Origin of the sequence: Bacillus sp. NMTD17 (assembly GCF_002998735.1) — a bacterium.
Classification (GTDB): Bacteria; Bacillota; Bacilli; order Bacillales; family Bacillaceae; genus Bacillus.
Window position 1 is genome coordinate 478,596 of record NZ_PVRH01000002.1, and the last position, 25,988, is coordinate 504,583.

The 25,988-nt window shown below is 42.4% G+C and carries 30 protein-coding genes, 3 riboswitches and 1 other annotated feature; of the genes, 7 read left to right on the plus strand and 23 right to left on the minus strand.

The features are described 5' to 3' along the window. Positions 1-102: 102 nt before the first annotated feature. A riboswitch (M-box (ykoK) riboswitch) is annotated at positions 103-266 on the minus strand. Between the two features lie 132 nt (positions 267-398). The 5 genes from C6347_RS19230 to C6347_RS07560 all read right to left on the minus strand — a co-directional run bounded on the left by C6347_RS19230 (position 399) and on the right by C6347_RS07560 (position 4,024). Beyond that, a complete protein-coding gene (locus C6347_RS19230; protein WP_003212346.1) occupies positions 399-539 on the minus strand; it encodes a hypothetical protein in 141 nt (46 codons plus the stop codon). Between the two features lie 76 nt (positions 540-615). After that, positions 616-1,134 carry a PepSY domain-containing protein gene (locus C6347_RS07545; protein WP_034662966.1) on the minus strand — a complete coding sequence of 173 codons (519 nt, stop codon included), beginning with the start codon at positions 1,132-1,134 and terminating at the stop codon, positions 616-618. Positions 1,135-1,227: 93 nt separating this feature from the next. Then, positions 1,228-1,917, minus strand: a complete 690-nt coding sequence (locus C6347_RS07550) for a PepSY domain-containing protein (protein ID WP_066030991.1) — start codon at positions 1,915-1,917, stop codon at positions 1,228-1,230. A gap of 67 nt (positions 1,918-1,984) precedes the next feature. Next, positions 1,985-3,334 (minus strand): HAMP domain-containing sensor histidine kinase, encoded by a 1,350-nt coding sequence (locus C6347_RS07555; RefSeq protein WP_060596099.1) that lies wholly within the window; start codon positions 3,332-3,334, stop codon positions 1,985-1,987. A gap of 3 nt (positions 3,335-3,337) precedes the next feature. After that, positions 3,338-4,024, minus strand: a complete 687-nt coding sequence (locus C6347_RS07560) for a response regulator transcription factor (RefSeq protein ID WP_060596098.1) — start codon at positions 4,022-4,024, stop codon at positions 3,338-3,340. 445 nt (positions 4,025-4,469) lie between these two features. On the opposite strand from C6347_RS07560, the gene C6347_RS07565 reads away from it, so the two are divergent. From C6347_RS07565 to guaD, 3 genes are all read left to right on the plus strand, one after another. Further along, a complete protein-coding gene (locus C6347_RS07565) occupies positions 4,470-5,429 on the plus strand; it encodes a S8 family peptidase (RefSeq protein WP_003210884.1) in 960 nt (319 codons plus the stop codon). Positions 5,430-5,541: 112 nt separating this feature from the next. Further along, positions 5,542-5,733, plus strand: a riboswitch (cobalamin riboswitch). Between the two features lie 153 nt (positions 5,734-5,886). Next, positions 5,887-8,175: a 5-methyltetrahydropteroyltriglutamate--homocysteine S-methyltransferase gene (metE, locus tag C6347_RS07570; protein WP_106041686.1), complete on the plus strand. Its 2,289-nt coding sequence runs from the start codon at positions 5,887-5,889 to the stop codon at positions 8,173-8,175. A gap of 138 nt (positions 8,176-8,313) precedes the next feature. Next, a complete protein-coding gene (guaD, locus tag C6347_RS07575) occupies positions 8,314-8,784 on the plus strand; it encodes a guanine deaminase (RefSeq protein ID WP_034662982.1) in 471 nt (156 codons plus the stop codon). 59 nt (positions 8,785-8,843) lie between these two features. Here the strand turns inward: guaD and ohrB are convergent, their stop codons facing one another. Next, positions 8,844-9,260: an organic hydroperoxide resistance protein OhrB gene (ohrB, locus tag C6347_RS07580; RefSeq protein WP_034662985.1), complete on the minus strand. Its 417-nt coding sequence runs from the start codon at positions 9,258-9,260 to the stop codon at positions 8,844-8,846. Positions 9,261-9,421: 161 nt separating this feature from the next. On the opposite strand from ohrB, the gene C6347_RS07585 reads away from it, so the two are divergent. Continuing rightward, entirely contained in the window at positions 9,422-9,868 is a 447-nt protein-coding gene (locus C6347_RS07585; protein ID WP_034662988.1) for a MarR family winged helix-turn-helix transcriptional regulator, read from the plus strand. A 32-nt stretch (positions 9,869-9,900) separates the two neighbouring features. Here the strand turns inward: C6347_RS07585 and C6347_RS07590 are convergent, their stop codons facing one another. The 6 genes from C6347_RS07590 to purU form a co-directional block, all read right to left on the minus strand. Further along, entirely contained in the window at positions 9,901-10,329 is a 429-nt protein-coding gene (locus tag C6347_RS07590) for an organic hydroperoxide resistance protein (RefSeq protein ID WP_106036732.1), read from the minus strand. Between the two features lie 198 nt (positions 10,330-10,527). After that, a complete protein-coding gene (locus C6347_RS07595) occupies positions 10,528-10,662 on the minus strand; it encodes a hypothetical protein (protein ID WP_034662996.1) in 135 nt (44 codons plus the stop codon). Beyond that, positions 10,652-11,788 (minus strand): Rap family tetratricopeptide repeat protein, encoded by a 1,137-nt coding sequence (locus C6347_RS07600; RefSeq protein ID WP_060596094.1) that lies wholly within the window; start codon positions 11,786-11,788, stop codon positions 10,652-10,654. Before C6347_RS07600 ends, C6347_RS07595 begins: the two co-directional genes overlap by 11 nt. 129 nt (positions 11,789-11,917) lie before the next feature. After that, a complete protein-coding gene (locus tag C6347_RS07605; RefSeq protein WP_106036731.1) occupies positions 11,918-13,165 on the minus strand; it encodes a glutamate-5-semialdehyde dehydrogenase in 1,248 nt (415 codons plus the stop codon). 12 nt (positions 13,166-13,177) lie between these two features. Then, positions 13,178-14,275, minus strand: coding sequence for a glutamate 5-kinase (gene proB, locus C6347_RS07610; protein WP_106030749.1), 1,098 nt, complete (start codon positions 14,273-14,275; stop codon positions 13,178-13,180). A gap of 55 nt (positions 14,276-14,330) precedes the next feature. Beyond that, positions 14,331-14,549 (minus strand) — a binding site (T-box leader). A gap of 43 nt (positions 14,550-14,592) precedes the next feature. Next, positions 14,593-15,495, minus strand: a complete 903-nt coding sequence (purU, locus tag C6347_RS07615) for a formyltetrahydrofolate deformylase (RefSeq protein ID WP_034663009.1) — start codon at positions 15,493-15,495, stop codon at positions 14,593-14,595. 162 nt (positions 15,496-15,657) lie between these two features. On the opposite strand from purU, the gene C6347_RS07620 reads away from it, so the two are divergent. After that, positions 15,658-15,843, plus strand: a complete 186-nt coding sequence (locus C6347_RS07620) for a hypothetical protein (protein ID WP_060596091.1) — start codon at positions 15,658-15,660, stop codon at positions 15,841-15,843. A 32-nt stretch (positions 15,844-15,875) separates the two neighbouring features. Here C6347_RS07620 and C6347_RS07625 read toward each other — a convergent pair whose 3' ends face one another. After that, positions 15,876-16,190 (minus strand): DMT family transporter, encoded by a 315-nt coding sequence (locus tag C6347_RS07625; RefSeq protein ID WP_034663013.1) that lies wholly within the window; start codon positions 16,188-16,190, stop codon positions 15,876-15,878. Continuing rightward, positions 16,187-16,516, minus strand: a complete 330-nt coding sequence (locus C6347_RS07630) for a DMT family transporter (protein WP_034663015.1) — start codon at positions 16,514-16,516, stop codon at positions 16,187-16,189. The genes C6347_RS07625 and C6347_RS07630 overlap by 4 nt, the downstream gene beginning before the upstream one ends. Before the next feature lie 66 nt (positions 16,517-16,582). Beyond that, positions 16,583-16,690, minus strand: a riboswitch (guanidine-I (ykkC/yxkD leader). A 279-nt stretch (positions 16,691-16,969) separates the two neighbouring features. On the opposite strand from C6347_RS07630, the gene C6347_RS07635 reads away from it, so the two are divergent. Further along, entirely contained in the window at positions 16,970-18,013 is a 1,044-nt protein-coding gene (locus C6347_RS07635; protein WP_106071541.1) for a bifunctional transcriptional activator/DNA repair enzyme AdaA, read from the plus strand. Between the two features lie 17 nt (positions 18,014-18,030). Here the strand turns inward: C6347_RS07635 and C6347_RS07640 are convergent, their stop codons facing one another. From C6347_RS07640 to C6347_RS07660, 5 genes are all read right to left on the minus strand, one after another. Continuing rightward, positions 18,031-18,576 (minus strand): GNAT family N-acetyltransferase, encoded by a 546-nt coding sequence (locus C6347_RS07640; protein ID WP_060596088.1) that lies wholly within the window; start codon positions 18,574-18,576, stop codon positions 18,031-18,033. 18 nt (positions 18,577-18,594) lie between these two features. Continuing rightward, positions 18,595-19,083: a small multi-drug export protein gene (locus tag C6347_RS07645; RefSeq protein ID WP_106071542.1), complete on the minus strand. Its 489-nt coding sequence runs from the start codon at positions 19,081-19,083 to the stop codon at positions 18,595-18,597. Between the two features lie 120 nt (positions 19,084-19,203). Continuing rightward, positions 19,204-19,956: an HAAS domain-containing protein gene (locus tag C6347_RS07650; protein ID WP_066030995.1), complete on the minus strand. Its 753-nt coding sequence runs from the start codon at positions 19,954-19,956 to the stop codon at positions 19,204-19,206. A 4-nt stretch (positions 19,957-19,960) separates the two neighbouring features. After that, on the minus strand, positions 19,961-20,287 hold the full coding sequence (locus C6347_RS07655) for a PadR family transcriptional regulator (RefSeq protein WP_106030745.1): 327 nt from the start codon (positions 20,285-20,287) through the stop codon (positions 19,961-19,963). A gap of 114 nt (positions 20,288-20,401) precedes the next feature. Beyond that, on the minus strand, positions 20,402-20,923 hold the full coding sequence (locus C6347_RS07660) for an acyl-CoA thioesterase (protein ID WP_106071543.1): 522 nt from the start codon (positions 20,921-20,923) through the stop codon (positions 20,402-20,404). Positions 20,924-21,102: 179 nt separating this feature from the next. Here C6347_RS07660 and C6347_RS07665 point away from each other — a divergent pair, with 179 nt between their 5' ends. After that, the gene (locus C6347_RS07665; protein ID WP_060596083.1) at positions 21,103-21,984 is read left to right on the plus strand and encodes a dimethylarginine dimethylaminohydrolase family protein; all 882 of its coding nucleotides are present in this window, start codon (positions 21,103-21,105) and stop codon (positions 21,982-21,984) included. A gap of 39 nt (positions 21,985-22,023) precedes the next feature. Here the strand turns inward: C6347_RS07665 and C6347_RS07670 are convergent, their stop codons facing one another. Genes C6347_RS07670 through C6347_RS07685 form a run of 4 tightly spaced genes read right to left on the minus strand, consistent with a single transcriptional unit; the run spans position 22,024 to position 25,916 of the window. Continuing rightward, positions 22,024-22,992 carry an ABC transporter ATP-binding protein gene (locus C6347_RS07670; protein ID WP_060596082.1) on the minus strand — a complete coding sequence of 323 codons (969 nt, stop codon included), beginning with the start codon at positions 22,990-22,992 and terminating at the stop codon, positions 22,024-22,026. Next, positions 22,982-23,899: a C40 family peptidase gene (locus C6347_RS07675; RefSeq protein ID WP_106071544.1), complete on the minus strand. Its 918-nt coding sequence runs from the start codon at positions 23,897-23,899 to the stop codon at positions 22,982-22,984. Before C6347_RS07675 ends, C6347_RS07670 begins: the two co-directional genes overlap by 11 nt. Further along, positions 23,899-24,978 carry a mandelate racemase/muconate lactonizing enzyme family protein gene (locus C6347_RS07680; RefSeq protein WP_034663034.1) on the minus strand — a complete coding sequence of 360 codons (1,080 nt, stop codon included), beginning with the start codon at positions 24,976-24,978 and terminating at the stop codon, positions 23,899-23,901. Before C6347_RS07680 ends, C6347_RS07675 begins: the two co-directional genes overlap by 1 nt. After that, complete coding sequence (locus tag C6347_RS07685; RefSeq protein WP_060596080.1) at positions 24,975-25,916, minus strand: S66 peptidase family protein; 942 nt, start codon at positions 25,914-25,916, stop codon at positions 24,975-24,977. Before C6347_RS07685 ends, C6347_RS07680 begins: the two co-directional genes overlap by 4 nt. Positions 25,917-25,988: the final 72 nt, after the last annotated feature.

Consider the following 25,988-nt stretch of genomic DNA (forward strand, 5'->3'; position numbering starts at 1 on the left):
ATGTGTCTCGAATCGGGATGATCCATCCCCACACCTCCTTTTCCCATAAAAAAGCACCTTCAACCGAATGAAGGCGCTTTGTAAGCATAACAAAATAAACACTTGCTCCTTCAATCGTAGAGCTTTAGCACTGTATGGCATAGGAAAAATCCAGCTGCATTAAAAATCACCTTATGTCGATGATTTCTGTTGACCCATTGGCGTCTTTGGACATTTTTGGGCAGCAGCGTATCTCCATACAGGAGCCTCACCTAACGAAGTCTCATATTGTTGACACACTGAGATTACAGAAAAAGCGCAGTGATGTCAATAAGCAAGATGCCAAGTTTCCTCATGTATTCGCTTACTTTTGAAAAAAAGAGCGATAGACAAAGTTGACCATCGCCCTTTCATGTCTTTTATTCCTCTTCTGGCTGATTCATATCCTCTTGGGAGAGGAGATGAAAGGAATCATGCAAAAACAAAGCATATCCTTCTCCATCAGGATGCGGAACATATTCCGCATGGTCCATTGTCTGCTCTTCTTCTTTTTTCTTCATATTCTCTCGCCTCCTTTCCCGTAGTTTGTCCCAATGAAAAAACCTTACACATGAAAGTGTAAGGTTTGGTGATGGCTTAATCATCCCATTCTTGCTTCAGGATTTTGCCTGTTTTAGCGGAAATCTCAAAATCAACTTCCTCGCCGTTTGGTGTGGTGATTTCGACTTCATACAAGTACACACCATTTTCTTTATCTAAATCAGAATCTGTGACTGTTCCTTTTACTTTTGCAAGGGCAATTTTTTCAGCCTGCTTTTTAGTGATTTTCACATTCTGTTTCTTTTCTTTGACTGGATCGTTCAGCGCTTTTCCTGTTTTCGCATCGACATATACTTTATATTCAAAGCCGCCTTTTTTAATCTCGACCTCATACACCCATTTTCCTTTTTTACGCTCAAGATCCACATCGTCCACATACCCTTTCACGACTTTTAGGGCTGCTTTTTCAGCTTGTTTCTTTGAGACAAACGATGATTTCTTTTGCACCACCTGCTCGGCGTGTGCTGTTTGATTTGTATTTTGCGCTTGAAGTGTGAAACCACCTGCGACAAGAGTTCCTGTTAATGCTGTAGCTACTAGTACTTTTTTCATCATGTTCATGTCCTCCTCTATTTGATTTCTCCTTTATCTTAAAGAAACAAGATGATAAAGAAAGGAAAGAAACATGAGAAAATCATGAGAAAAGGATTAGTTTTCGTACGTAATACCTTCAATGTCTCCTGTATATGCGTTCACAAGCACCTCTGCCTCACGCCCGTCAGGCAAATCCAGCTCCACCTCAAAGACGAGCATACCGCTAAATGTTTCAAGATCTGCATCATCCACTGTCCCTCCGACTTCTTTTACCGCAATTCGGATGGCTTCTTCAACCGTGATTTTCGTCAGTTTCTTTTCTTTAGAGGTTGGTTTTTTCTTTTCTGCTTCAAGCACCTTAAACGTTTGCTTGTCGACATCGACTTGATATAATTCTTTTTTTGATTGGATCGTAAAGATAAAACGATCTGACTTTTCTTTCTTTTGGATGACAGTACCGCTTACTTTTTTAACAGCCGCTTCCTCTGCCTGGAGCTCAGCATTTTTTTCATTTGGCTTTTGATAGCTTTTGGTCTGTCTGATTTCTTTCATTTGACCGCTTGCAGAAGATGCAATGATTTGATAGATGCCATTTGCATTTTCCAGCGTCAATGTATAGTCCTGTTTATGATTGATTAAATCAATATTTGTAATGTTTCCATTGTAGTCTTTTGCGATGATTTTTTTGATTTCTGCTTCACTTAATATTTTTTGATCAATGGTTTGAATCATGAGCATTGCAAAGGCAGCAAGAACGACGAGACATCCTGCGAGCGCAAGCACCATTTTCGTTTTTCTAGACATGCAGCGCCTCCTTCCTATTTCCTATTTTATAAGGAGGAAATGAGAAATTGATGAGAAAAGACCTATTTTATTTCCGGAAAAGAATGGTCATGGTTGTCCCTTCGCCGATTCGGCTGTCTACCTTCAGCTCAGCTCTATGCTCTTCTGCAATTTGCTTCGCAATTGAAAGACCAAGACCCGTTCCGCCCGTCTCACTGTTTCTTGCTTCATCCACACGGAAAAAGCGGTCAAAGATTTTCGGCAAATCCTCTTCTTTTATGCCAATCCCATGGTCAACGACTGAAATAAACGGCTTCTCTCCCGCCCATCCGCATGTCACATCAACTGGCTCTGTACTATATTTGACCGCATTATCAATCAAGATGGTCAAAAGCTGTTTGATTTTCTCTTCGTCTCCTTCCACAATAAGCGGCTGATCTGTTTGCACATGAGTTTGAATGGTTCGATTGGTGGCCACTTCAAGTGTATGGCATATCTGCTTGCACAAATGACCAAGATCGACTGGCTTCATATCCACATATAGAGGCTGACCATTTTTTGCCAGTGTCAGCAATTGATCTGTCAGCCTTTTCATTTTTTTCGCTTCATCATGAATCGCTTGGGAGGATTCTTCAACAACCTCTGGACGTGTTTGCCCCCAGCGCTTCAGTAAATTACTGTAGCTCATAATGACGGTAATCGGTGTCTTCAATTCATGAGAGGCATCATGCAAGAATTGCTGCTCTTTCTCATAATGCTTCTCGAGGATTTCTGACATTTCATTAAAGGTTTGTCCCATTTGATACAATTCATCCTTTGAATCGCCTGCTAGTTTGATTCGTTTAAACGCCTTCTCCTTCATACTTGCCTTCATGGTGCTCGTCATTCTACTAATAGGGCGTACGATTTGTTTTGTTAAAATGTGGCCAGCAAAATAGGAAAGCACTATAATTAAAACGCCAGCAGCGATTAAAATCATTCTTAATAACGCCAAATTCTCTTCCGTATTTTCGATTTCTTCATATACTTGGAGCGACACAATCTCTCCATTTGTCCAAATAACCGGGATCGCAGCGAACGCAGTCATATGCTTGTTGTATTCTTTGATTTCTGCTGTCTGCCCAGATTCATATGTGAAAGGCAGTGAACTAAACGTTGACTCCTTTGTGACAGTCAGCTTTGATTCACCCGTTTCTGTCACGACACGGATCATGCCATTTTGGGGCAAGTACGCTTTCAGAAGCTCCGAAGATGGAAGACCTTCTTCTTCTGATTTTTTTAAAGCAATGGCGATATTTTCAGCCACCTCAGACAGCCGGGACATATCTTTTTGCGTCAAGGTTATCGAAAAAATAAAATAAATGGCTGTATGAAATAAGAGCACCATTAAAAACAAAGACAACGACGTATAAAGCTGGATCTTATTTTTTAATCTCATTCTTTATCCTTTCATCACATAACCCACACCTCTCACTGTGTGAATCAGCTGTTTTTCGAATGGGTAATCGACTTTTTTTCTTAAATAACGGATATAGACATCCACCACGTTCGTATCACCAAAATAATCAAAACCCCAAACGGCTGTTAAAAGTTGATCTCTTGTGAGCACTTGCTGCTGATGCTTCAGCAAGTGGACAAGCAGATCATATTCTCTCGGTGTGAGTTCAAGCATTTGGCCTGCCCTTTGTATGTCTCTTGTTTTCTCGTTGACAGTCAAATCTGCTATGCTCAGCTCTGTCTCCATCTCTTCTTGCGCATGAATATTCAACCTTAGCTGCGCGCGAATTCGTGCTAATAATTCTTCTATGTCAAAGGGCTTTGTAATATAATCATTCGCCCCAAGATCGAGCCCGCTTACCTTATCAGGAACACTTCCTCTTGCTGTAATCAACATAATAGGTGTCGCTGTATTTGTCTTTCGAACCCTTCTCAGCACTTCAAGACCGCTTAATTCTGGAAGCATGACGTCAAGCAGCACCAAATCGAAGCTTTCTTCTTCAAGAGCCTGAAGTCCATCCATTCCAGTCTCTTTGACTGTCACCTCATATCCTTCATATTCAAGCTCTAGTGACAGCACCCTTGCAATTTTCTTTTCATCTTCGACTACGAGTATCTTCCCTTTATTCATCTCTATCTCTCCTATCTGAAAGGCAAGCTTGTCTTTTCATTATTATATGTTGCCTTTCGCATTTGGAACAGTCACAATCTTCATGTCTATTTTTTATGAAAGAAACATTTATTTTTGAACAAAAACATTATACATACTTTTTATATCGCATTTATTGCTTGATTTCCTTGTTTTTTAGTTTGCCTCTTTTAGTCCTTTTAACCCATTTTCATCTGTACATGTGCAAACTCACTATGCAGCATATCCTCCTTTTTCATATGATATCAAGAGTTTTCCTCAAAAGTTGAGTTCTTTCGTCAAGAAGTGAGGAGAACTGCACTTTTGATAATAGATTGATTATTTGAAAAATTATTACAATTGACCCTTTCCGATCAAAAGTTTCTTTTATACAATAACATTACGCAGCCTGAATCTACTTTGAAAACAAAATAAGGAGGGCTTTCTTATGAAAGGTGAAATTCGCTTAATTCCGTATGAAGTAAAAGCCAATGTGATGGAAGCGAAAGAGACGCCGGAAAGTATTCAGGAGATTAAAGCACCCGAACTTTGGTCAAGTGGCTTCAAAGGAAAAGGCATAACCATTGCTGTCCTCGATACAGGTTGCGACACGGAGCATCCCGACTTAAAAGATCAGATTATCGGAGGCAAGAACTTTACCGATGATGACAACGGAGATGCTGAAAATGTGAAAGACTACAACGGACATGGCACCCATGTAGCAGGGACGATTGCAGCAACAGATCAAAATGGCGGAATTCTAGGGGTTGCCCCTGAAGCCAAGCTGCTGATCGTGAAAGTTCTTGGCGGTGAAAATGGCAGCGGGAAATACGAATGGATCATTAATGGCATCAACTATGCCGCTGAGCAGAAGGTGGATATTATCTCCATGTCTCTCGGTGGTCCAAGCAATGAGCCCGCCTTGCAGGAAGCCATTCAAAACGCGGTGAAAAGCGGTGTACTTGTTGTGTGCGCAGCAGGAAATGAAGGGGACGGGGACGAGCGTACAGAAGAGTTCTCCTACCCAGCAGCATACAATGAAGTCATTGCCGTCGGCTCTGTCTCCCTTGCAAGAGAATCCTCTGAATTCTCCAATGCCAATAAAGAAATCGACCTCGTCGCTCCAGGAGAAGACATTTTATCCACTCTCCCTAACCATAAATACGGCAGACTCACAGGCACCTCAATGGCCGCCCCTCACGTAAGCGGTGCACTAGCCATTATTAAAAATGCCGAGGAAGAAGCGTTCCAGCGCAAGCTGACAGAGCCTGAGGTCTATGCTCAGCTTGTCAGAAGAACCCTTCCACTGAAGCAGTCGAAAGCCCTCGTCGGTAATGGATTTTTATATTTAACTGCGCCTGATGTCCTTTTAGAAAAAACATTGGAAGCAGATCTTTTATCTCTATAGCTTGAATAAAGGTCCTGAGAATAGATTGAATTTTCTCAGGATTTTTTTAATTAAAATTATTCAAAATTTACTTTGACGAAATGAAGTGGACGTTATATAATCGAACACAATAAATTCATAGTTTGAGAGTCGGTAATTCGATCACACGTCGAATTTTAATTGGGAAGACCGGTGAAAATCCGGCGCGGTCCCGCCACTGTGAGTGAGGAGAGCTTTTCTCATGAATCCACTGTCATAAGGATGGGAAGGATGAAAAGCTTGCAGATTCACCAGCCAGGATACCAGCCGCTCTATCACATCAAACCCCCTACGGTTGATAGGAGATGTCGGAAAAAGCGTCAGTTATGCTCACGCCTTATTTCGCACACACATTTTGTCTTTTTAAACCAGACATTTGCCCTCATCAATCTTCGCCATGAGTGTAAATGTCTTTTTATATTTAGAGGAGGAATTGGAATTGACAATTGTTAAAACAAGTAATCTAGGTTTTCCGCGAATTGGTTTAAACAGAGAATGGAAAAAAGCACTTGAGTCTTATTGGAAGGGTCAAACAGACCGCGAAACCCTCTTAAGCACACTGGATGAACAATTTTTAACGGCCATTAAAACGCAAATTGATCAACAAATTGATGTTGTTCCTTCTGGAGATTTTACCTTCTACGATCACGTGCTCGATACTGCTGTCATGTTCAATTGGATTCCAGAGCGCTTCCGCAGCTTAAAAGACCCGCTAGATACATACTTTGCGATGGCAAGAGGAACAAAAGATGCTGTCTCAAGTGAAATGACAAAATGGTTTAATACAAACTATCACTACATCGTTCCAGAATACGAAAAAAGCACCGAATTCAAACTCACACATAACAAACCGCTTGAAGCTTACGAAAAGGTGAAAACGGCGTTTGGTGTTGAAACAAAACCTGTTGTACTTGGTCTTTATACATTTGTCTCACTTTCTAAAGGCTATGAACCAAATGAAGTAAAAGAGATTCAGCAGCGTCTCGTGCCGCTTTATACTCAGGTTTTAAAAGAACTTGAAGAAGCTGGCGTCAAATGGGTTCAAATTGATGAGCCAGCACTTGTCACCGCTTCATATGAAGACGTGAAAGCCGTAAAAGAAATCTATCAAACGATTAAAGAAGCCGTACCTGCCTTAAACATTCTTCTTCAAACATACTTTGATTCAGTAGATGCCTATGAAGAGCTTGTCACATATCCTGTTGAAGCCATCGGTCTTGATTTTGTCCATGATCAAGGGCGCAATCTTGATCAAGTGAAAAAGCATGGCTTCCCGAAAGATAAAATTTTAGCAGCAGGCGTCATTGATGGAAGAAATATTTGGAGATCAGATCTTGGAGAAAGATTGTCATTCATTTCTGAGGTCATTGCTGACGCTCAGCCGAAGGAAGTATGGCTGCAGCCATCAAGCAGTTTGCTGCATGTACCAGTTGCAAAACACCCAAGCGAACAGCTTGAAGAGAAACTATTAAACGGACTGTCTTATGCCACTGAAAAGCTGGATGAATTAACAACATTAAAAGAAGGCTTAACAAAAGGAGCCGCAGCGATTGAAGCCGCCATCAATGAAGCCACGCAAGCACTTCTTACTTTAAAAGAATTTGCAAAAGGAACCAATGCGGATTTCACAGCAGAACGCAACAATCTTTCATCGAAAGACTTTAAACGTCCAGCTGCCTTTGAAGAGCGCCTTCGTATCCAAAACGAATCTCTTGAACTGCCGCTTTTGCCAACAACAACCATTGGCAGCTTCCCGCAGTCTGCTGAAGTGCGCAGTGCTCGTCAAAAATGGCGTAAAAATGAGTGGACAGATGCAGAATATGATGAATTTATTAAGAAAGAAACAAAAAGATGGATTGATATTCAGGAGGAAATCGGTCTGGACGTTCTCGTACATGGAGAATTCGAACGTACAGACATGGTTGAATACTTCGGTGAGAAGCTAGCCGGATTTGCCTTTACGAAATTTGCTTGGGTACAATCCTACGGATCACGCTGCGTGAAGCCGCCAATCATTTATGGAGATGTCGAGTTTACAGCGCCAATGACCGTGAAAGAGACGGTTTACGCACAAAGCTTAACGGAGAAAAAGGTCAAAGGAATGCTGACAGGACCTGTCACCATTTTAAACTGGTCTTTCCCAAGAACAGATATTTCCCGGAAAGACATTGCCTTCCAAATCGCTTTCGCATTACGTAAAGAGGTAGAAGCGTTAGAAGAAGCAGGGATTCAAGTTATTCAAGTGGATGAACCTGCGCTAAGAGAAGGTCTTCCACTCAAAGAAAGTGATTGGGCAGAATATTTAAACTGGGCAGCAGAGTCGTTCCGACTATCAACATCATCTGTTCAAAATGAAACGCAAATTCATACACATATGTGCTACAGTAACTTCGAGGATATTGTCGATACGATCGAAGACCTTGATGCCGACGTAATTACGATTGAACATTCACGCAGTCATGGCGGATTCCTCGATTACTTAGAAAAGCATCCGTATTTGAAAGGACTTGGACTTGGTGTATATGACATTCATAGCCCGCGCGTTCCATCTGTCGAAGAAATGAGTCAAATCATTGATGATGCGCTGAACGTATGTCCGACAGATCGCTTCTGGGTGAATCCTGACTGTGGTCTAAAAACGAGACAAGAGCCTGAAACCATTGCTGCTTTGAAAAACATGGTGACGGCTGCTGAAGTCGCTCGTAAAAAGCTGGCGCAGCATGCATAATTGATTCCCTCTCCCCTGCCGAACATGGCGGGGGTTTTTATGCGCAGATTGTCCTGTTTGACCATCTACTAGGATGTTTCCTTTTCAAGCATGATTCGTTTATACTAGAGAAGTCAGTCGAACAAAGGGAGGAAGACAATGAATCACGAAGATTTTTTACAACGCGCAATTGATCTTGCAGTAGAAGGAGTCAATAGTGGTACTGGCGGCCCTTTTGGAGCAGTCATTGTCAAGGATGGACAGATTATTGCAGAAGGAAGCAACAATGTGACAACAACAAATGATCCAACCGCACATGCAGAAGTCACAGCTATTCGAAAGGCGTGCCAGACGCTACATACATACCAATTAGAAGATTGTATTTTATATACAAGCTGTGAGCCTTGCCCGATGTGCCTTGGCGCTATTTACTGGGCTAGACCAAAAGCCGTGTATTTTGCTGCTGGACATCAGGATGCAGCGACTTCTGGTTTTGATGACTCGTTTATTTATGAAGAAATCAACAAGGATTACGAATCAAGAAATATTCCATTTTACCAGCTGACACTTCAAAAAACCCTTGCACCGTTTGAAGCTTGGGAAACATACGAACAAAAGAAAGAATATTAAAAAAAGACACCTGCTTACCAGCAGGTGTTTCTTTTTTTCAGCGTGATAGAAAACCTTTTTTATTCAGCCACTTCAAGCTCTACTTCGATGTTCCCTCTTGTTGCTTTTGAATATGGACAGAATTCATGCGCAGCCTCGACAAGCTCTCTCGCTTTGTCATGGTCAAGGCCTTTTGCAGACACAATCAGCTTGACACCAAGCTTAAAGCCGCCATCACTTTCATCTTTTAAAAGACTGACATGTCCTTCTACTTCCGATTCAATGTCTATCCCTTGCTTCTTCGCTACTTGTTCAAGCGCCCCTCCGAAACAAGCTGCATAGCCGGCTGCAAATAATTGCTCTGGATTCGTACCAGTTTCTCCGTCTTTCTTTGCATTAGGCATGACAATGTTATGATCGAGTACACCATCTTCTGAACGAACATGTCCAGCTCTTCCATGCTGCGCCTTTACTTTTGCTGTGAATAATGGTTTCATCTTCATCTCCTCCTTTATCTATTTATTCTTTTCACGTTCTATCCATTTCTCAAACATTTATCGCACATTAAAGAATTTTTCATTTTTGGGCTGTATTTATTTTAAAAAGGAAGAAAATCTTATACAATAATAAGTATGACAAAAAATAGTTGGTGACTGACATGACAAATGAATTCGAGCATATGAAGCTGGAAAATCAGCTTTGTTTCTTGTTATATGCAAGTTCAAGAGAGATGACGAAGCAATATAAACCGTTATTAGAAGAGTTAGACATTACGTATCCGCAATATTTGGCACTGCTTTTATTGTGGGAGCATGGGACATTAAATGTGAAAACGATGGGAGAGCTTTTATATTTAGACTCCGGTACACTCACACCTATGCTGAAACGGATGGAACAAAACGGACTCATCATCCGCGAGCGCTCGAAAGAGGATGAACGTTCTGTGCAAATTCGTTTAACGGAATATGGCGAACAACTAAAAGAGAAGGCTACTGCGATTCCATTTCATATGCTGTCTGGGACAGGCAGATCGGAAGAAGAGTTAAAAACGCTGCGCGCCTCTTTGCATGAGCTTTTGCAAAAATTAACACAACCAAAAGGCTGAGGGAACATTCCCTCAGCCTTTTATGATGTCAATTATTGTGCGACAGCTACTAGTTCTACTTCGATATTTCCTTGAGTTGCTTTTGAATATGGGCATACGCCATGTGCTTTATGAACAAGCTCATCTAATGCTGATTGCTCGATTCCAGTTCCTTTTACTTCTAGCTTAACGCCTAGTTTGAAGCCGCCATCTGAACTATCTTTCACTAAGCTCACATGTGCTGTTACTTCACTTTCAAAACGGATACGCTCTTGTCTCGCGACCATTTGAAGGGCTGAATCAAAACATGCAGAGTAGCCTGCTGCGAATAATTGCTCTGGATTTGTTGCTTTTTCAAGTTTTTTCGCTCTTGGTGTTCCAGGCATTGCTACATCATGCTCAAGCACACCATCGGTTGAAACAACCTTTCCTTCTCTTCCTCCGACAGCTGATACCGTTGCAGTAAATAAAATATCTGACATGAATATAACCCTCTTTCTCTCTAATAATATTTTCTACAATTGAATTGTACACAATTTAAATTCAAGAGTCAATGAATAAACACTCTTTTTCTAAGATTTCCTTCTCACTTCTATTTTATGAGCATGTCACGCAGATTCATTTTTAGACAGTAAAAAAAAGCCCTTGAATAAGGGCTTTCAGATTGTTGACAAAAGCTTTTAGATGATGTCATGCTGCGCATTTGGTTGTTCTAGCGTATGGTTTCTGTTATCCGGGTCGGCATTTGCTGCTGCCAGCCATAACGCCAGGATGGTGATGCTTGTACAGACGACTGCCCATTTTTTAAAATTCATATAAACAATCCCCTCTCTGAATATAGATTCGAGCATGTTCCGCTTCTCCGTAGAACATGGAAGATTTTTCATAATCTCCCATTTCATTATAATACTTTGCGGTGTCTAATGCCAGCTCCTCTATATCTGGATATGCATAGGCAGACTCTAAAAAATGAAAAATTCGTTTAATATGCTCCGCATCTTGCTTTAAATACAATGCTTCTAAAAATATCGTCTTCTGAATATGAATATCATCCTGAAGTGCTTCTGCTCGCTTCATACATTCTTCTCTGTAGTGTAAGGCTTCTTCGTGTTTACCTTGTTTGTATAATATCTGAGCGGCGGTATAAAGAGGGTCTATAGATCGACGAAGGTGATCGGATTGATTTTGGTCAAATAACGAGATGGATTCTTTCATTAGTTCGAGTGCGCGGTCAAGATCTCCCATTCGGTAATAACTGTTGCCCATATTAAACAAAGAGGAAGCAATAAAACGCACATTCTGAAAGTCTCTTGATCTCGCAAGCGCTCTCTCGAGATGTGGTAATGCCTTTTCATGCCTTCTCATATCATCATAGTTACCGGCCACAATAAATTCGCATTGGATCGTGCGAAGCGCATATAGCTCATGTTGAATATAGACATCCAGCGCCAGTTTGGCATGGTGCATCGAGATATGTGTTTGTTTCATGTGATAATATATTTCTGACATTTTAAAATGAAATTCCGCACGTTCAATATCATCTGACACAAAAGAAAGCTTGTGCTCTGCCTTTTGATAAGACGAGATGGCAGCAATATACTGCCTACGGCCAAATTCATACATGCCTCTGAAAAAATGATAGTAGTATTCAAGCATGCCTGTGACATGTGTTTGATGCTCATCTATTTCTTTCGAAAGCTCGGAAAAGTTGGCGCGAAGCTTTCCTTCCTTTAATGGCTTTAAGTAATCGAGCATGACCTCATGCCTGAATTCCATTAAAGAAAAATAGAGAAGCAAATTCTGATCTTCTTCCATTGAATCAAGAGAGGTGCGAATTTCCTGCTTTAATTGTTCTGCTTGTTCTGAATCAAATCTGCGGATTAATTCATACCACTTGTTGATTTTCACTCCAATATCCGAAGAGGGAATGATTTTCGCCATACGTTGCCTTCTCCAATCTTCTCAAAATATAAAACATTACCATATTTTATCATACTTGACCGAAGAAATACAAAAATGAAATGAAAGGAAAAAGAGAGCCTGCTGTCACAAGACTCTCTTTTGAATTCGTTATTCTCTTATTTGTCCTTGACCACGAATGACAAATTTTTCAGAGGTTAAAGCCGGCAGACCCATCGGCCCTCTTGCATGCAGTTTTTGTGTGCTAATCCCTATTTCTGCTCCGTAGCCAAATTCAAAGCCATCTGTGAACCGAGTAGAAGCATTATGATAGACAGCGGCAGCGTCGACAGCTGTTAAGAAAAGTGAAGCATGCTGATCATTTTCCGTAATGATCGCTTCAGAGTGCTTGGAGCTATACGTTTGAATATGCTGAATCGCTTCTTCTATGCTCTCTACGATTTTAATACTGACAATCGGCGCTAAAAACTCTGTTTCATAGTCCTCTTTTGTCGCTAATGAAGCACTAGGCGCAAGGGCACATACGGCTTCATCGCCCCGTATCTCTACCCCATTTGCATGCAGGGCTTCAAATAACGAAGCGCCATATGTTTTTGCCCATGTTTCATGAATGACAATGCTCTCAATCGCATTGCAAACAGATGGCCTTTGGGTTTTAGCATTCAGCACAATCTGCTCAGCCATTTCGTTTTTCGCTGTTTCATCAATATAGATATGACAGTTCCCTGCACCTGTCTCAAGCACTGGCACGGTAGACTCTCTCACGACAAGATCAATTAAATTTTTCCCGCCGCGCGGAATAAGGACATCCAGATATTCATTTAAAGTGAACAGCGTTTTCGCCGTTTCACGGCCTGTATCTTCAATCAATTGCACACTGTCTACTGGAATATCCGTTGTCTGAAGCGCTTCATGGATCACCTTGACAATCGCTTTATTACTATGAATGGCAGAGGAGCTCCCGCGAAGAATAACAGCATTCCCAGTTTTGAGGCAAAGGGTGGCAGCATCTACTGTCACGTTTGGCCTTGCTTCATAAATCATTCCAACCGTTCCGAGAGGCACACGCACCTTTTCGATGAACAGACCGTTTTCTTTTTGAATGGTTTCTAATGTTTCACCAATTGGGTCTTTTAAGTGAATCAGCTGAAGAGTAGCGTCTGCAATGGCGTCAATTCTCTCTTCTGTGAGTGTAATCCGGTCAATAACAGAAGGCGTGAACTGATTTTCCTCAGCAGCCTGAACATCCTTTTTATTCTCCCCCAATAAATAAGCGGAAGATGCTTTAAGTGCAGTTGCGATGGCATGTAAAGCTGCATTTTTTTGCTCCGTCGTTTTTAGCAGCAGCTGATCTTTGGCTGTACTTGCTTTTTTTGCTTTTTCAAGAACTTCATTCATCGTATTCCCTCCTCAGTTTTGTACATGCTGTACCCAGTGATCTCTGTGTATAACCTCAGGCTTCTCATTTGAAAGCTCATCACTTCGCATCCCTTTAATGCCGAGAAGCTCATCGGATGCGTACAAGGTTTGTCCTTTACCTACTAGTCCGTTCGGACCGACGACTTCAACGACCTCTCCTTTAGAAAAGTCACCAGCGACATCAATGACGCCAGCTGGAAGAAGACTTCTGCCATGATGCAAAATCGCCGCTTCTGCTCCTGCATCTATCATGATTTTGCCAGAAACGGGTGAATGGAATTGAATCCATTGACGGCGGTTGTTGATCGCTGATAAGTCCTGTTCTCCGATATACGTTCCGTCTCCTTGACCCGCTAGAATATGAAGCAGCTTATCTTCACCAGTACCTGTGCCAATGAAGACTTTCACGCCTAGTGAAAGTGCCGTTTGTGCAGCAGACAGCTTTGATTTCATCCCGCCTGTTCCCACCTTTGAGCCTGTGCTCTTCGCATATGAAAACAATTCTTCTGAAATGTGTGTTAGTACATCAAAACGCTTCGCCTCAGGATGCTCATTTGGATTTGCATTATAAATTCCATTTATGTCTGTTAAGATGATCAATTGGTCTGCATGAATTAATCCACTGACAAGAGCTGACAGCATGTCATTATCCCCAAAGGTAAGCTCCTCGATCGAAACTGAATCGTTTTCATTGATAATTGGTAAAATTTTTCTTTCCAGCAGCTCCATCATCGTTGCGTAAGCATTTCGATATCTTGTTCGATCTGAAAAGTCATTACGGGTTAAAAGCATTTGTGCAGGTGTCATGTGAAACTGTGAAAATAGCTCTGTATATTTCTGCATTAACAAGCCTTGACCAACGGCAGCTGCTGCCTGTTTCCCCTTTAAGGTCACAGGTCTTGATGGATACCCTAAGCTGCCAAACCCTGCTGCAACGGCTCCTGATGAAATTAAAATGATTTCATGCCCAGCCTCTTTCAGTTTTGCTATCGCTTTCACATGATCCTGCATTTTTTGTTCATCAATGGCTCCTTTTTGCTCTGTTAATGAACTGCTGCCAATTTTGATGACGATCCTTTGCTTTTTCATTATTGATTCCCTCCGCTATACCTTTAGGCACAAAAAAATCCCTTTTTCTCCTTGTTTAAAGGACGAAAAGGGATTTTCCGTGGTACCACCTTCATTGAATAAGCATACATCTAGCTTATTCCACTCAACTCCTGTAACGCCAGGCACGCGCTTAGATTTTTCCTCTAAGGCTCAAAGGGCAGGTTCAGCAGCTGTCTGCGGCAAATGTTTCAGCATGTCATTTGCTCTCTTTACGCATCAGTTCCTGCTTACTATTCCTTTTCAACGCTCGTTAATTTTTTTATATTATCACCAATTGCTCAGGAAAAGTCAAGCCGTCAATTAAATACAATCGTTTTATTCTCATGCACAATTATTCGATCTTCTAGATGCCATTTGACGGCACGTGCTAGCACACTCCGCTCAATTGTTCGGCCAATATTTTTTAATGCTTCTGCATCATCCCGGTGATCTACACGCTCAATATCCTGTTCAATGATCGGTCCTTCGTCTAAATCATTGGTCACATAATGAGAAGTCGCGCCAATTAATTTGACTCCCCGTTCATATGCCCGCTTATATGGATTTGCACCAATAAACGCTGGCAGAAAAGAATGATGAATATTAATGATTTTGTTCGGGTGCTGTTCAATAAATTCAGGCGTTAAAATTTGCATGTATCTAGCAAGCACAATGGCATCAATATCATACTCTTCTAATAATGCGAGCTGCTGTTTTTCCGCTTCTTTGCGAATGTCTTTGTTCGCCTTCACAAAATGGAACGGGATTCCAAGCGATTCTACTGTATCTTTTGCCGTTTCATGATTGCTGATCACGACCGCAATTTCAGCCATGACATTTCCACTTTGCCATTCCCATAGCAGCTCATGTAAACAATGAAGCTCTTTTGACACAAAGATCGCCAGCTTTTTAAGCTCACTTGCACGCGACATGCTCCACGTCATTTGAAATGATGCTGCAATTGGCTCAAACTGATGCTTCAGCTGATCCATATTTGCCGAGATGTCTTTCCAATCAAATTCAATTCTTAAAAAGAACCGGCCGCTTTCATGATCTGTTGTGTATTGGCTGGATTCAATGATATTCGCTCCGTGCTCAAATAAAAAGGAAGAAACAGCTGATACAATTCCAGGCTGATCCGGACAGCTGACAAGCAACCTTCCTTTTTGCTCATGCTTTTGTCTGTGTAATTCAAGTTTCTCTGTTATCAAAGTTCTCATGTATCATGACCTCATTTACGTTTTCATTCTAATGAAATATTATACTGGACTGGAAAGAGAAAAAGCAATGTAGAGTCCTGTTTTTTATTGAATATTCATTCAATTCTGCACCTGGCATGATATAATGTGAATAGACCTTTTATCATAAAAGGAGTGATGGAGATGAAAAGTATGACCTTGTTTGGTAAAGTGAGCTTTTGGCTCGGCATCGTTTGTCTGATCACAGGTATTTCCCTTTTTATAGCCGGTGAAAGACTCATTCCTTTTCTCACATTTGGTGTGTGTTTTCTGCTTGCGAGCCAGCTTTACCGCAAAAATGAAAACGATTCCAATCATCATTCAATGTAACAAAAGGCTGGCATCTATCTGCCAGCCTTTTCTTATTCAATGATTTTCAATCCTACTGCCGCAGATAAAATCAGGGCGATGAAGAAAATACGTTTTGCGTCTTTCGACTCTCCGTAAAACAGCATACCGACCATGGCGCCTCCAGCAGCTCCGATTCCAGTCCAAATAGCGTACGCCGTTCCCATCGGAATCGTATTCATCGCAAGAGACAGCATCAGAAAGGACATCGAAAAGCCAGCTGCAATGAATAAAATCCATTTGACATGCCGGTCTTTTTGGAATTGATTCATCATGGTCACACAAAGCATTTCTAAGATGCCTGCTCCAATGAGTAAAAGCCAGCTCATGATTCAGCCTCTCCCTTCTTTTCACCTGTTGTCAGCTTCAGTCCTAATACACCGCACAAAAGCATGACAATCAAAAGCAGTTTGACAAGCTGAACCGGCTCACCAAGCACCATGCCTATGAGGACGGTACCTGCTGTCCCAAGCCCGGTAAAAACGGCATAAAGTGTGCCAACTGGCAGTACACTTGTTGCTTTCATGAGTAAATAAAAGCTCACGATAATACAAACGATGGTTGCGCCCCATTCTATGAGCGAGTGGGCATATTTCAGCCCCATCACCCAGCCGACCTCAAAGATGGCCGCAATAAAGACATTTCCCCATTTCATCTGATCTTCTCCTTTCTGAACGATTCCAACCAACAAAAAAAGCCTGGAAATCGATCGTTTGATCAAATCTCCCGGGCTTTTATCCCTCCGTGTCCATATGGCCTCTTCTAAGACCCTATGTGTTTTCTCTCGGACCAGACTGCACCAGCGCACGGAACCCTAGAAAACCAATTCATGATATACAGACCTGACTTAGAGCAGATTCTGTATTAAAAATCTTATCACACCCCGATATGCCGGTCTACCAGTTTGCTCTCCCTCTTCAAATATACTTGTTCATTTTTCGAAAGAAATGATATGAGACCGGCGTATACTAAATGATAGACAGAGAAATGATCACATCGCTGATATAATGAAATAAGATTGATGTGATGAACGATCCAAGATGACGCTTTGTTTACCAGCCCAAAGTACGCTGAATCACATTTTATAGGAAACCAAGAGGTGGATCGTATGATGATAACCGACGAACAGAAACATGAATTTTATCAAGCACTGGTTGACAAGAACCCGCAATATGACGGCACATTCTTTGCCGGCATTAAGACCACTGGTATCTTCTGCCATGCCACATGTACCGCTAGAAAACCAAAATATGAGAACTGTGAGTTTTTCTTTACAGCAGAAGAAGCACTGCTAGCAGGATATCGTCCGTGCAAGCGCTGCACACCATTAACATACCCTAACAGCATTCCGGAAGAAGTCAAAACACTCGTTTCTGCAGTTGAAACACATCCTGAAAAACGCTGGAAAGAAGAAGACTTTCATCAATTAGGGATTCACTCTGCAACGGCACGGCGGAAATTCAAAGAAATCTATGGTATGACCTTTGTTCAATATGCGAGATCACGCCGAATGGGACTTGCCTTTAAAGAAATTCTGAATGGAAAAAAAGTGATTGATCAGCAGGTCGCCTTGGGCTATGAATCTTCGAGTGCCTTCAATGATGCATTTACGAAAATTATGGGAAATCCCCCTAAAAAGACGCAAACCAAGATTCTCCACGCTAATTTTATTTCTACACCGATCGGGCGGATGATCAGCGTGACAGATGCGACGCATGTGTATTTACTGGAATTTGTGGACAGGCGGGGACTCGAAAAGGAAATTGAAAACATGAGAAAAAAGCATCAAGCCCGTATTTTAGTCGGGGAAACAAACGTCCATCAGCAATTAGCAAAGGAATTGACCTTATATTTTGAGAAAAAACTCACGCAGTTCTCGGTACCACTTTCCTTACATGGCACCCCTTTTCAAATGAAGGTGTGGGACCTGCTCACACGCATTCCATCAGGCAAAACAAGTTCTTACCGCGAGCTTGCTGTGATGCTGGGCGATCCGCATTTGGTCCGGGCGGTAGGGAATGCAAATGGTGCCAATCAATTGGCGATCATCATTCCATGCCACCGCGTCATTCAAACAAGTGGTGAGCTCGGCGGCTACGGCGGCGGGATAGAACGGAAGAAATATTTACTTCAGCTAGAACAGCGGATATAAAATAAAAACGGCTCTGCTTATTTTGTAAGCGAGCCGTTTTCTTCGTTGCGGGTGATGCTGTAGACATCAATGATTTGGTCCCATTTCGAAATGGTTTTTTCTTTTTTCATGCCCATTTTTAAAGCGACCTTTACCGATGCTTCATTGTCTGGGCGGATTAAGCTCACCATTCGTCTGACTTTCATTTCATCAAAGCCATAGGTGAGACAGCCTTTTGCGGCTTCAGCAGCATAGCCATTTCCCCACGCTTCTTTCTTTAGCATGTAGCCGATTTCAAGTTCGGTTTGTCCTTCAATGTTTTGCAGAACAATCCCGCTTTGTCCAAGTGGTTCATTCGTTTCTTTGTCTTCAATGATCCAGAGGGAAGTATGATACATACGGTCATTCTTTTGATTCCATGCAATCCACTCTTTCGTCTGCTGCTCATCCTTCAAAGAAGGATAATACTTCATCACTTCTTCATCTTGGAACAACATATCATATAAAAATGGCGCATCATGTTCATTCATCGTTCTTAGCCTGAGCCGCTCTGTTTCAAGCACTGTCCGTGTTTGAAGTTTCATTTATGATCCTCCCCTCACTTACTTACTAAAAATATCTCCGAACAATCCATTTGAATCTGGGGCAAAGTAATGGATTCCCGCACCGGTTAAACTAGCTGCCAGCGCTGTCCACATCATTAAACTGACTGTCATCCACACTGCGACTTGCTTTCTTTTCGTTCCGAAGCTCATGCACATAAACGCCGCTAAATGACTGCCGATGATAAAAGGACCGACGAGCGCTAATCCCGGGAGACCATATCGTTCCCAAATTCTTCTGGCCCGCAGCTGCTTTTTCTCTCCTTTTTCATCACTTTTGTCCTCTTTTCTCTTCAACCGCCATGCTTTGAAGCGGTCTACGAAAACAATGAGAAGTAAAACGGTAAAAAAATTGCCGATGAATCCAATGACCGCAGTCGGTACAGGATGCATGCCACTTAAAATGGCCAACGGAACGACCCCTACCACTTCAAAAAAAGGCAAAGCAGCCAATACAAACACAAGTACATATCCCCATAAAATATCCAAGCACAGAACCCCTTTTCATTTTTGTCCTCTTCCCATTGTAATGAAAAACATGATACCATTTCTACATTTTTTTAGAAAAAGAAAAGCACATCTTATAGGATTATAGATGTGCTCTGTTTTTTACATCGTGTTTTCACTTTTCTTGTTCGCCCGGCGTAAGACAATGAGCATAAGCCCTATTAAGATCACAACCGATAGTAGACTTTGCAAGAGAAGCACGCTTGGTGATGTCCAGCCAATCCATTCGAATATGAGCTGCGGTCCGAAAAAGATGATCGGAATCAATGAAACGACATTCGCCTTTAAGATCGCATTAAAGACAATGATACATAGCAGCATGAGCAGGATGACGCCCCATCTTTGACCTGAGGTCAGGACAAGTAATGGTGTGCCGAGTTTTTGATCCAATAGTTTGATTGTGACCATCGCGGTCAGCTGAAAGATTCCTAAGATCCAAAAGTAAAGAAATGCCCGGCGGCTTGTCTGAAAGGCAGACGCTCTAAACATCACAATGATCATGATGACATTGGCCACTAAAACGAGCGGATAGCCAATCAATGCATACCAAGAATAGGATAAGCTTTGACTGATCGCATCTGATAAAATCATGTAGAAGAGAGACCCGATTAAGAAGGCACTGATGAATGGAACCCAGTCTTTATGGTGTCCTGACAGCTCTTTTGCGAGTTCATCAGCATAGCTCCGCGGATCTCCGCCAAACACAGCCTCCCCTGTTTTACCATCTTTTTCAGCCTCTACCGCGTGTGTCGTCAATTCATCCATCAGCTCATCAATTTCGTCCACATTTTTTCCCTTTGATATGAGATATAATTTCAGCTCTAGTAGGATGTGTCTTGTTTCTTTTGATACCATAATCTCACTTCCCTTTTTGTAATAAGCAGTTTACATTTTTTGAAAGCTCACTCCAGCGGGTCATAAACTCTGTGAGCGCTTGTTCTCCAGCTTGTGTGAGCGTATAGTATTTCCTTTTCGGTCCGCTCGCTGATGTTTTTGTGACAGTAGTCACCAGCTGTTCCTTTTGCATACGCAGCAAAATCGGGTAGATACTTCCTTCACTAATTTGATCAAACCCGTAATGCGCGAGCTTCTTTGTCATTTCATATCCATAAATCTCACCCTCAGAAATAATCGACAGCAGGCAGCCTTCCAAAATTCCTTTTAACATTTGTGTGGATGTTGTCATCTTTGTTCCTCCGATTCCAGTACCTTGCATCACAAGATAGCATCATCTTACCACACACTATCTTGTCATGCAAGATACTATCCTAGAAAAAAATCACCGCTGAAAGGGTGATTTTTACGCCCATGGTTTATCTGTTCCAAGTGCGTCAGCCAGTGCCTTGCTATGCTTTCGGCGGCTTTTTCTTTCTTCTGCCCGCTGCTTCGCTGTTTGATGCAGCATGATTTCTTCCTCTGTTTCCGGTACGACTTGTAGAACTCGTTTTGGCTTTCCGTTTTCATCTAGCGAGACAAAAGTCAGAAATGAAGTCGCTGCAAGTCTGCGCTCTCCAGACATCAAGTTTTCTTTCATGACTTTGACGAACACTTCCATGGAAGACGTGCCGACCCACGTCACATAGGATTCCAAGCATACTGACTCTTTTTGTCCAATCGGCTCTAAAAAGTCAACAGAATCCATCGACGCCGTGACCGTTTCACTGCGGCTGTGTCTTGCTGCCGAGATGGATGCAATGTCATCTATATAACTCATTAATTTCCCGCCAAATAAGGTTTGGTGGTTATTCGTATCGAGAGGGAATACCCTGCTGGTTTTGACAACTTTCGATTCCTTGCAGTATTTGAAATTTTCTTCACTCATCATCATAGCTCCTTCATGCTGTTTTCGTGAATGCGGAACGACTTTTATTAAACACTATTCTTTTAGGTTTGTCTAAACTTTTTGCTTTAGTCTCTTGTGAGAGATTTTCTTTCGGAAATGTTTCAACTATGACTAGAACGAGGAATAATAGAACTATGAACAAACAAGGAGGCCATTTGATGGATTCTATGAGAGCAGAACAAATACACAAAATGCCGCAATGCATGAGTGAATATGACGATTTACAAGAAGTCCTTTTATGCAGTCCCATCTATATGGAAATCAAACAGATCATCAACGAAACCCAAAAACATTTTGCAAGAGAAAATATTTCTCAAATGAAAGCCATTGCTCAGCATAAGCAATTGATCCAAACACTAAAAGACCATCAAGTACGCCCCATTATGCTTCCTGCAAATGACCGCTTTCCTGAGCAAGTCTTTACTCGGGATATTGGGTTTACGATTGGACATACACTCTTTGTTTCAAGCATGGCCGCTCCAGTTCGGCAAGGAGAAGAACAATTATTAAAAGAGTGGGCACAGGGAAAAGGCTGGAAAACTGTCACACTGACAAATGGAACGATTGAAGGCGGCGATGTACTTGTGGATCAAACACGCGTATTTGTCGGAACGAGCAAGAGAACAAACCCAGCCGCTATCCATGAGCTCAAAAAAGGACTGCCTGATCATGACATCATTCCCATTCATCTTCCTCCTCACATTTTGCATCTCGATTGTGTGATGAATATTCTCTCTCATGATGAGATATTGATTTATCCTGAAGCGTTCAAAAAAGAGGATCTTCACCTGCTTCAAATGCATTATCATCTAATTGAAATAAGCGAACAAGAGCAATTCACACTCGGACCAAACGTTTTATCCCTTGGACAGAAAAAAGTGATCAGTTTGCCCATCAATCAACAAACAAATGCTGCATTAACCGCTCACGGGTACACTGTCATTGAAGTGGATTTTTCAGAAATCATTAAATCTGGCGGCTCTTTTAGATGCTGCACATTGCCGATTCGGCGTTCATCCACTAAAAAAGCCAGCGTGTAGAACAGCTTGTCTACTTGCTGGCTTTTTTTCTGTCTATTTTTATGTTCGATCGTATAAATGACAGGCGACATCATGTCCTTCTTCTACTGCTTGTAATGTTGGCTTTTTTTCAGCACACACATCCATCGCTGCAGGACACCTTGTTCGAAATACACAGCCGCTTGGCGGGTTCACTGGACTTGGAATTTCTCCTTTTAAAATGAACCTTTTGCGCTTGTCCTCCACGTCAGGATCTGGAATGGGGATCGCTGACAGCAAGGCTTGTGTATATGGGTGCAGCGGTGTTTGATATAACATATCACTGCTGGTCAATTCGACGAGATGACCTAAATACATGACACCGATTCGGTCGCTGATATATTTGACCATCGACAAGTCATGCGCAATAAAGAGAAATGTCAGCCCTTCCTCCTTTTGCAGTTTCTTCAGCAAATTCACAACCTGCGCTTGAACGGAGACATCTAGTGCAGAAATTGGCTCATCTGCCACAATAAATTTCGGCGCTAAGGCGAGGGCTCTTGCAATACCGATTCTCTGCCTCTGCCCTCCGCTGAATTCATGAGGATAGCGAGTCGCAAAGTCATAGCTAAGTCCAACAGCTTCAAGTAGTTCTTTCACCCGGGCAACTCTTTTCTTTTGACTCCCGTAAAGGTTGTGAATCTCCATTGGCTCCAGCATAATATCTTTTACAGACAGCCGCGGATTTAAGGAGGAATACGGATCTTGAAACACCATTTGAATTTGCCGATTAAAATCAAATGATTCTTTTTTAGAAAGGTGATGAAGACTTTTCCCTTCATATAAGGCTTCCCCATCTGTCGGTTCATAAAGACGCATAAGCACTTTTCCAAGTGTGGATTTTCCGCAGCCAGACTCGCCAACAAGGCCAAACGTTTCGCCTTGTTTCAGCTGAAAGGAGACACCGTCTAGCGCTTTAAGCGTTCTTCCTTTCGATAGATGAAAATGTTTTTTGAGATTGTTTACTTGTAAAAGTGGTTCAACTGCCATGACCATTCCTCCTCTCGCTTGGCAAATACCGTCTTGCACCTGCCCATTCTTTTTCATATGAAGTGCCAGAAAGGGAAAGAAGTTCAATTTCTCTGCCGGTTTTAGGCGAATGAAGCATCATACAGTCACCTGCGTAGATCCCAACATGGCGGACAGCTCCCTTTCCGTTGTCATTGGCAAAAAACAATAAGTCGCCTTGTTCTAAATGGCTTGATGCGACCGGTGTTCCTTGCACTGCTTGGTCACTTGCGTCCCTCGGCAAAAGATATCCGCACGCTTTATACATGCTGTAAGCAAAGCCTGAACAGTCATAGCCAAAGCTGCTCATGCCGCCCCATAAATACGAAAGACCAATAAATTGTTTTCCCTTCTCTACAACATCTTTGCCGGTCATAGAAGAAATGGATGAAACTGACTGCACATCTACTTTATTGATTTCTCTCGTCCCTGCTGGTGTGACAACGCGAAAGCAATCACTCGTTTCTTCTACAGCTGCGAGCTCTGTTAAAAAACTAATTTTCATGTCCGCTTGCCCATTTCGATAGAGCATGGCTTTTTTCTGACAAACGATATGAGATATAGCTGGCGCACTTCCTTCTGTCACTTGCTTTAGATGGTTCGTAGGTATATAGCCAGGATAGCCTTGCGGATGTTTCCGGCTGGCCTGCTGCGGAATGACGACTTTCATCCAGCCGTCTGTCTCTTCTAATCCAATGACTCGTTCGCCGAGCAGTACTTGCGATTGGATCAGATTTTCTTCACATAAAGCCAGTTTTTCTTCATATGTTTGCTTGTCAATCCACTCTTTGATTTTGAAGGAGCCCTGAAGTACCTTTTGATCGATTTCTCTCGGTGACTGCGGCGCTGTCCATACGTTCGCAACTGCAACCTTTGATTCAAATATCATCATGAGACTCCTTTCACCCCTTGAATGCCTAACCCATGATGCGGCGGGAAAAAGATATCTTTTCCTTTGTACACGATTCCTCCGTCTACCATGTCCTCTTTTAGCATCAGCGGGGCATCAAAATCATAGCGGGTGATATTCGGCTGGCTGGCGGCGAGATGAGCGGCTGCTGTAATGCCAAGTTTTGACTCAATCATACTGCCAACCATGCACTTTACGCCATATGCTTCTGCTAGAGCATTGATTTTTAGGGCTTCTTTTATGCCGCCTGATTTCATTAATTTTAAATTGATCAGATCACAGCTTCTCGTTTCAAGCACCTTGATCGCATCATGAAAACTGAAAATGCTTTCGTCTGCCATAATCAATGTATCTGTTGCTTCTGTCACACGGCGCAGGCCTTCGATATCTTCTTTCGGAACCGGCTGCTCTACTAGTTCGATATTCAGCGCCTCCATTTTCCGAATGGCTATGATCGCTTCCTTCCACGTCCATCCTTGGTTCGCATCGAGTCTGATCTGAATATCCGGCCCGACCTTTTCTCGAATTCGCTTGATACGCTGAATATCCGTATCTATGTCATCTTTTCCTACCTTGATCTTTAACGTCTGAAAGCCTTCAGCTGCGTATTGCTTCGCATCTTCCGCCATCTCAAGCGGACGGTTTACACTGACCGTATAATCGGTTTCAAGCTGACTGCGATATCCGCCAAGGTATTGATAAAGCGGAAGTCCTGCCTGCTTCGCTAAGCCATCATAAATGGCCATGTCAACCGCTGCCTTTGCGCTTGTGTTGCAAGCGAGCACTCGGTTCATATGAGAAAAAATTTGTTCATATTCTGACAAGGAAGCTCCAAGCAAAATCGGTCTGATCACTTCGCATATGGCATAGTCGATGCTTTCCAGCGTTTCACCTGTAATCACCGTTGTCGGGACTGCTTCTCCGTAGCTGACGTCACCTTGATCATATGTGATGATAACGATCAGAGATGCTGCGTCATACACCGTTCGTAAAGCGGTTTTGAAAGGCTTTTTTAGCGGTACACTCATTCTGCATGTACGAACATCGACGATTTTCATTTGATCGCCTCTTTCGCTGCAACGCCTGGAGAAATGTGCAGTTTTTTTCCTGTCGCATCTAATGTAGCCTGCGTGCCCATTGGAATAGCAAAGTTCGGCGAAGAATGACCGATCCGGAAGCCCCCAAGTGCAGGTTTCTTTTGCGGGACAATATAGGTGCCCCATACTTGATTCAATGTAAGGGACTGATCTTTCTTTTTTGGCTCACATTGATGAAAATCTCCAATGATGAATCCAGCCGCATCATCCAATTTCCCAGCAGATGTGAGGTGCTGCATCATTCGATCAATTTTATAGGGCTCTTCGTCAATATCTTCAATGAACAAAAGCTTTCCCTTCGTATCGATTTCAAAAGGTGTACCAAGTGTTGTCACGATGAGGGCAAGATTTCCTCCTACAATCTCACCTGAAGCGGTGCCCGGATAGAAAGTATGAAGGGGTGACAAGTGGTGCGCATACGTAAAGGCTTTCGGTGCAAACAGCTGTAAAAAGGTATCTTTCGTATAAGGATGAACCTCCTCAAGTCCCACATCAGAGGAAAGCATTGGACCATGAAAGGTCACAAGACCAGTCTGCTGCTGGATGGCCGTATGTAAAAACGTAATATCACTATAGCCCCAAAAGATTTTTGGATTCCGGCGAATCAGGTCATAGTCAATGACTTCCGCAAGTCTTCCAGTCCCATATCCTCCGCAAGCACAAATAACCGCCTTCACTTCTGGATCTTGAAACATGCGATGAAGATCCTCCACTCTTTCATGATCATAGCCTGCTAAATACCCATACCGGCAGTCGATATACTTTCCTTTTTTCACCTTTAGCCCGAGGCTTTCTAAAAAGGCAATCCCTTTTGCTAATTTCAGCTCATCAGGCGGGCTTGCTGGTGCAATAATCCCCACCGTATCCCCTGTTTGAAGTGCCACTGGCAGCTGGCTCATGCCATATCCCCTCTTTCTCTTTGTTTCTTTCAATCTATGGGCTTCTGCTTCATAACATGAACGAATAAAGGA

Coding starts and splice junctions, on each gene's coding strand:
- C6347_RS07650 (WP_066030995.1), bottom strand. CDS start 19,956: ATGGTATCAAAAGAAACAAGACACATCCTACTAGAGCTGAAATTATAT.
- C6347_RS07605 (WP_106036731.1), bottom strand. CDS start 13,165: ATGAATGAAGTTCTTGAAAAAGCAAAAAAAGCAAGTACAGCCAAAGAT.
- C6347_RS07600 (WP_060596094.1), bottom strand. CDS start 11,788: ATGGCGAAAATCATTCCCTCTTCGGATATTGGAGTGAAAATCAACAAG.
- C6347_RS07620 (WP_060596091.1), top strand. CDS start 15,658: ATGAAAAGTATGACCTTGTTTGGTAAAGTGAGCTTTTGGCTCGGCATC.
- C6347_RS07630 (WP_034663015.1), bottom strand. CDS start 16,516: ATGAAATGGGGAAATGTCTTTATTGCGGCCATCTTTGAGGTCGGCTGG.
- ohrB (WP_034662985.1), bottom strand. CDS start 9,260: ATGAAACCATTATTCACAGCAAAAGTAAAGGCGCAGCATGGAAGAGCT.
- C6347_RS07655 (WP_106030745.1), bottom strand. CDS start 20,287: ATGACAACATCCACACAAATGTTAAAAGGAATTTTGGAAGGCTGCCTG.
- C6347_RS07585 (WP_034662988.1), top strand. CDS start 9,422: ATGACAAATGAATTCGAGCATATGAAGCTGGAAAATCAGCTTTGTTTC.
- C6347_RS07545 (WP_034662966.1), bottom strand. CDS start 1,134: ATGATGAAAAAAGTACTAGTAGCTACAGCATTAACAGGAACTCTTGTC.
- C6347_RS07595 (WP_034662996.1), bottom strand. CDS start 10,662: ATGAATTTTAAAAAATGGGCAGTCGTCTGTACAAGCATCACCATCCTG.
- C6347_RS07640 (WP_060596088.1), bottom strand. CDS start 18,576: ATGAAACTTCAAACACGGACAGTGCTTGAAACAGAGCGGCTCAGGCTA.
- C6347_RS07590 (WP_106036732.1), bottom strand. CDS start 10,329: ATGTCAGATATTTTATTTACTGCAACGGTATCAGCTGTCGGAGGAAGA.
- purU (WP_034663009.1), bottom strand. CDS start 15,495: ATGAGAACTTTGATAACAGAGAAACTTGAATTACACAGACAAAAGCAT.
- C6347_RS07675 (WP_106071544.1), bottom strand. CDS start 23,899: ATGATATTTGAATCAAAGGTTGCAGTTGCGAACGTATGGACAGCGCCG.
- C6347_RS07660 (WP_106071543.1), bottom strand. CDS start 20,923: ATGAGTGAAGAAAATTTCAAATACTGCAAGGAATCGAAAGTTGTCAAA.
- C6347_RS07680 (WP_034663034.1), bottom strand. CDS start 24,978: ATGAAAATCGTCGATGTTCGTACATGCAGAATGAGTGTACCGCTAAAA.
- C6347_RS07635 (WP_106071541.1), top strand. CDS start 16,970: ATGATGATAACCGACGAACAGAAACATGAATTTTATCAAGCACTGGTT.
- C6347_RS07665 (WP_060596083.1), top strand. CDS start 21,103: ATGGATTCTATGAGAGCAGAACAAATACACAAAATGCCGCAATGCATG.
- C6347_RS07550 (WP_066030991.1), bottom strand. CDS start 1,917: ATGTCTAGAAAAACGAAAATGGTGCTTGCGCTCGCAGGATGTCTCGTC.
- C6347_RS07565 (WP_003210884.1), top strand. CDS start 4,470: ATGAAAGGTGAAATTCGCTTAATTCCGTATGAAGTAAAAGCCAATGTG.
- guaD (WP_034662982.1), top strand. CDS start 8,314: ATGAATCACGAAGATTTTTTACAACGCGCAATTGATCTTGCAGTAGAA.
- proB (WP_106030749.1), bottom strand. CDS start 14,275: ATGAAAAAGCAAAGGATCGTCATCAAAATTGGCAGCAGTTCATTAACA.
- C6347_RS07685 (WP_060596080.1), bottom strand. CDS start 25,916: ATGAGCCAGCTGCCAGTGGCACTTCAAACAGGGGATACGGTGGGGATT.
- C6347_RS07555 (WP_060596099.1), bottom strand. CDS start 3,334: ATGAGATTAAAAAATAAGATCCAGCTTTATACGTCGTTGTCTTTGTTT.
- C6347_RS07560 (WP_060596098.1), bottom strand. CDS start 4,024: ATGAATAAAGGGAAGATACTCGTAGTCGAAGATGAAAAGAAAATTGCA.
- C6347_RS07670 (WP_060596082.1), bottom strand. CDS start 22,992: ATGGCAGTTGAACCACTTTTACAAGTAAACAATCTCAAAAAACATTTT.
- C6347_RS07625 (WP_034663013.1), bottom strand. CDS start 16,190: ATGAGCTGGCTTTTACTCATTGGAGCAGGCATCTTAGAAATGCTTTGT.
- C6347_RS19230 (WP_003212346.1), bottom strand. CDS start 539: ATGAAGAAAAAAGAAGAAGAGCAGACAATGGACCATGCGGAATATGTT.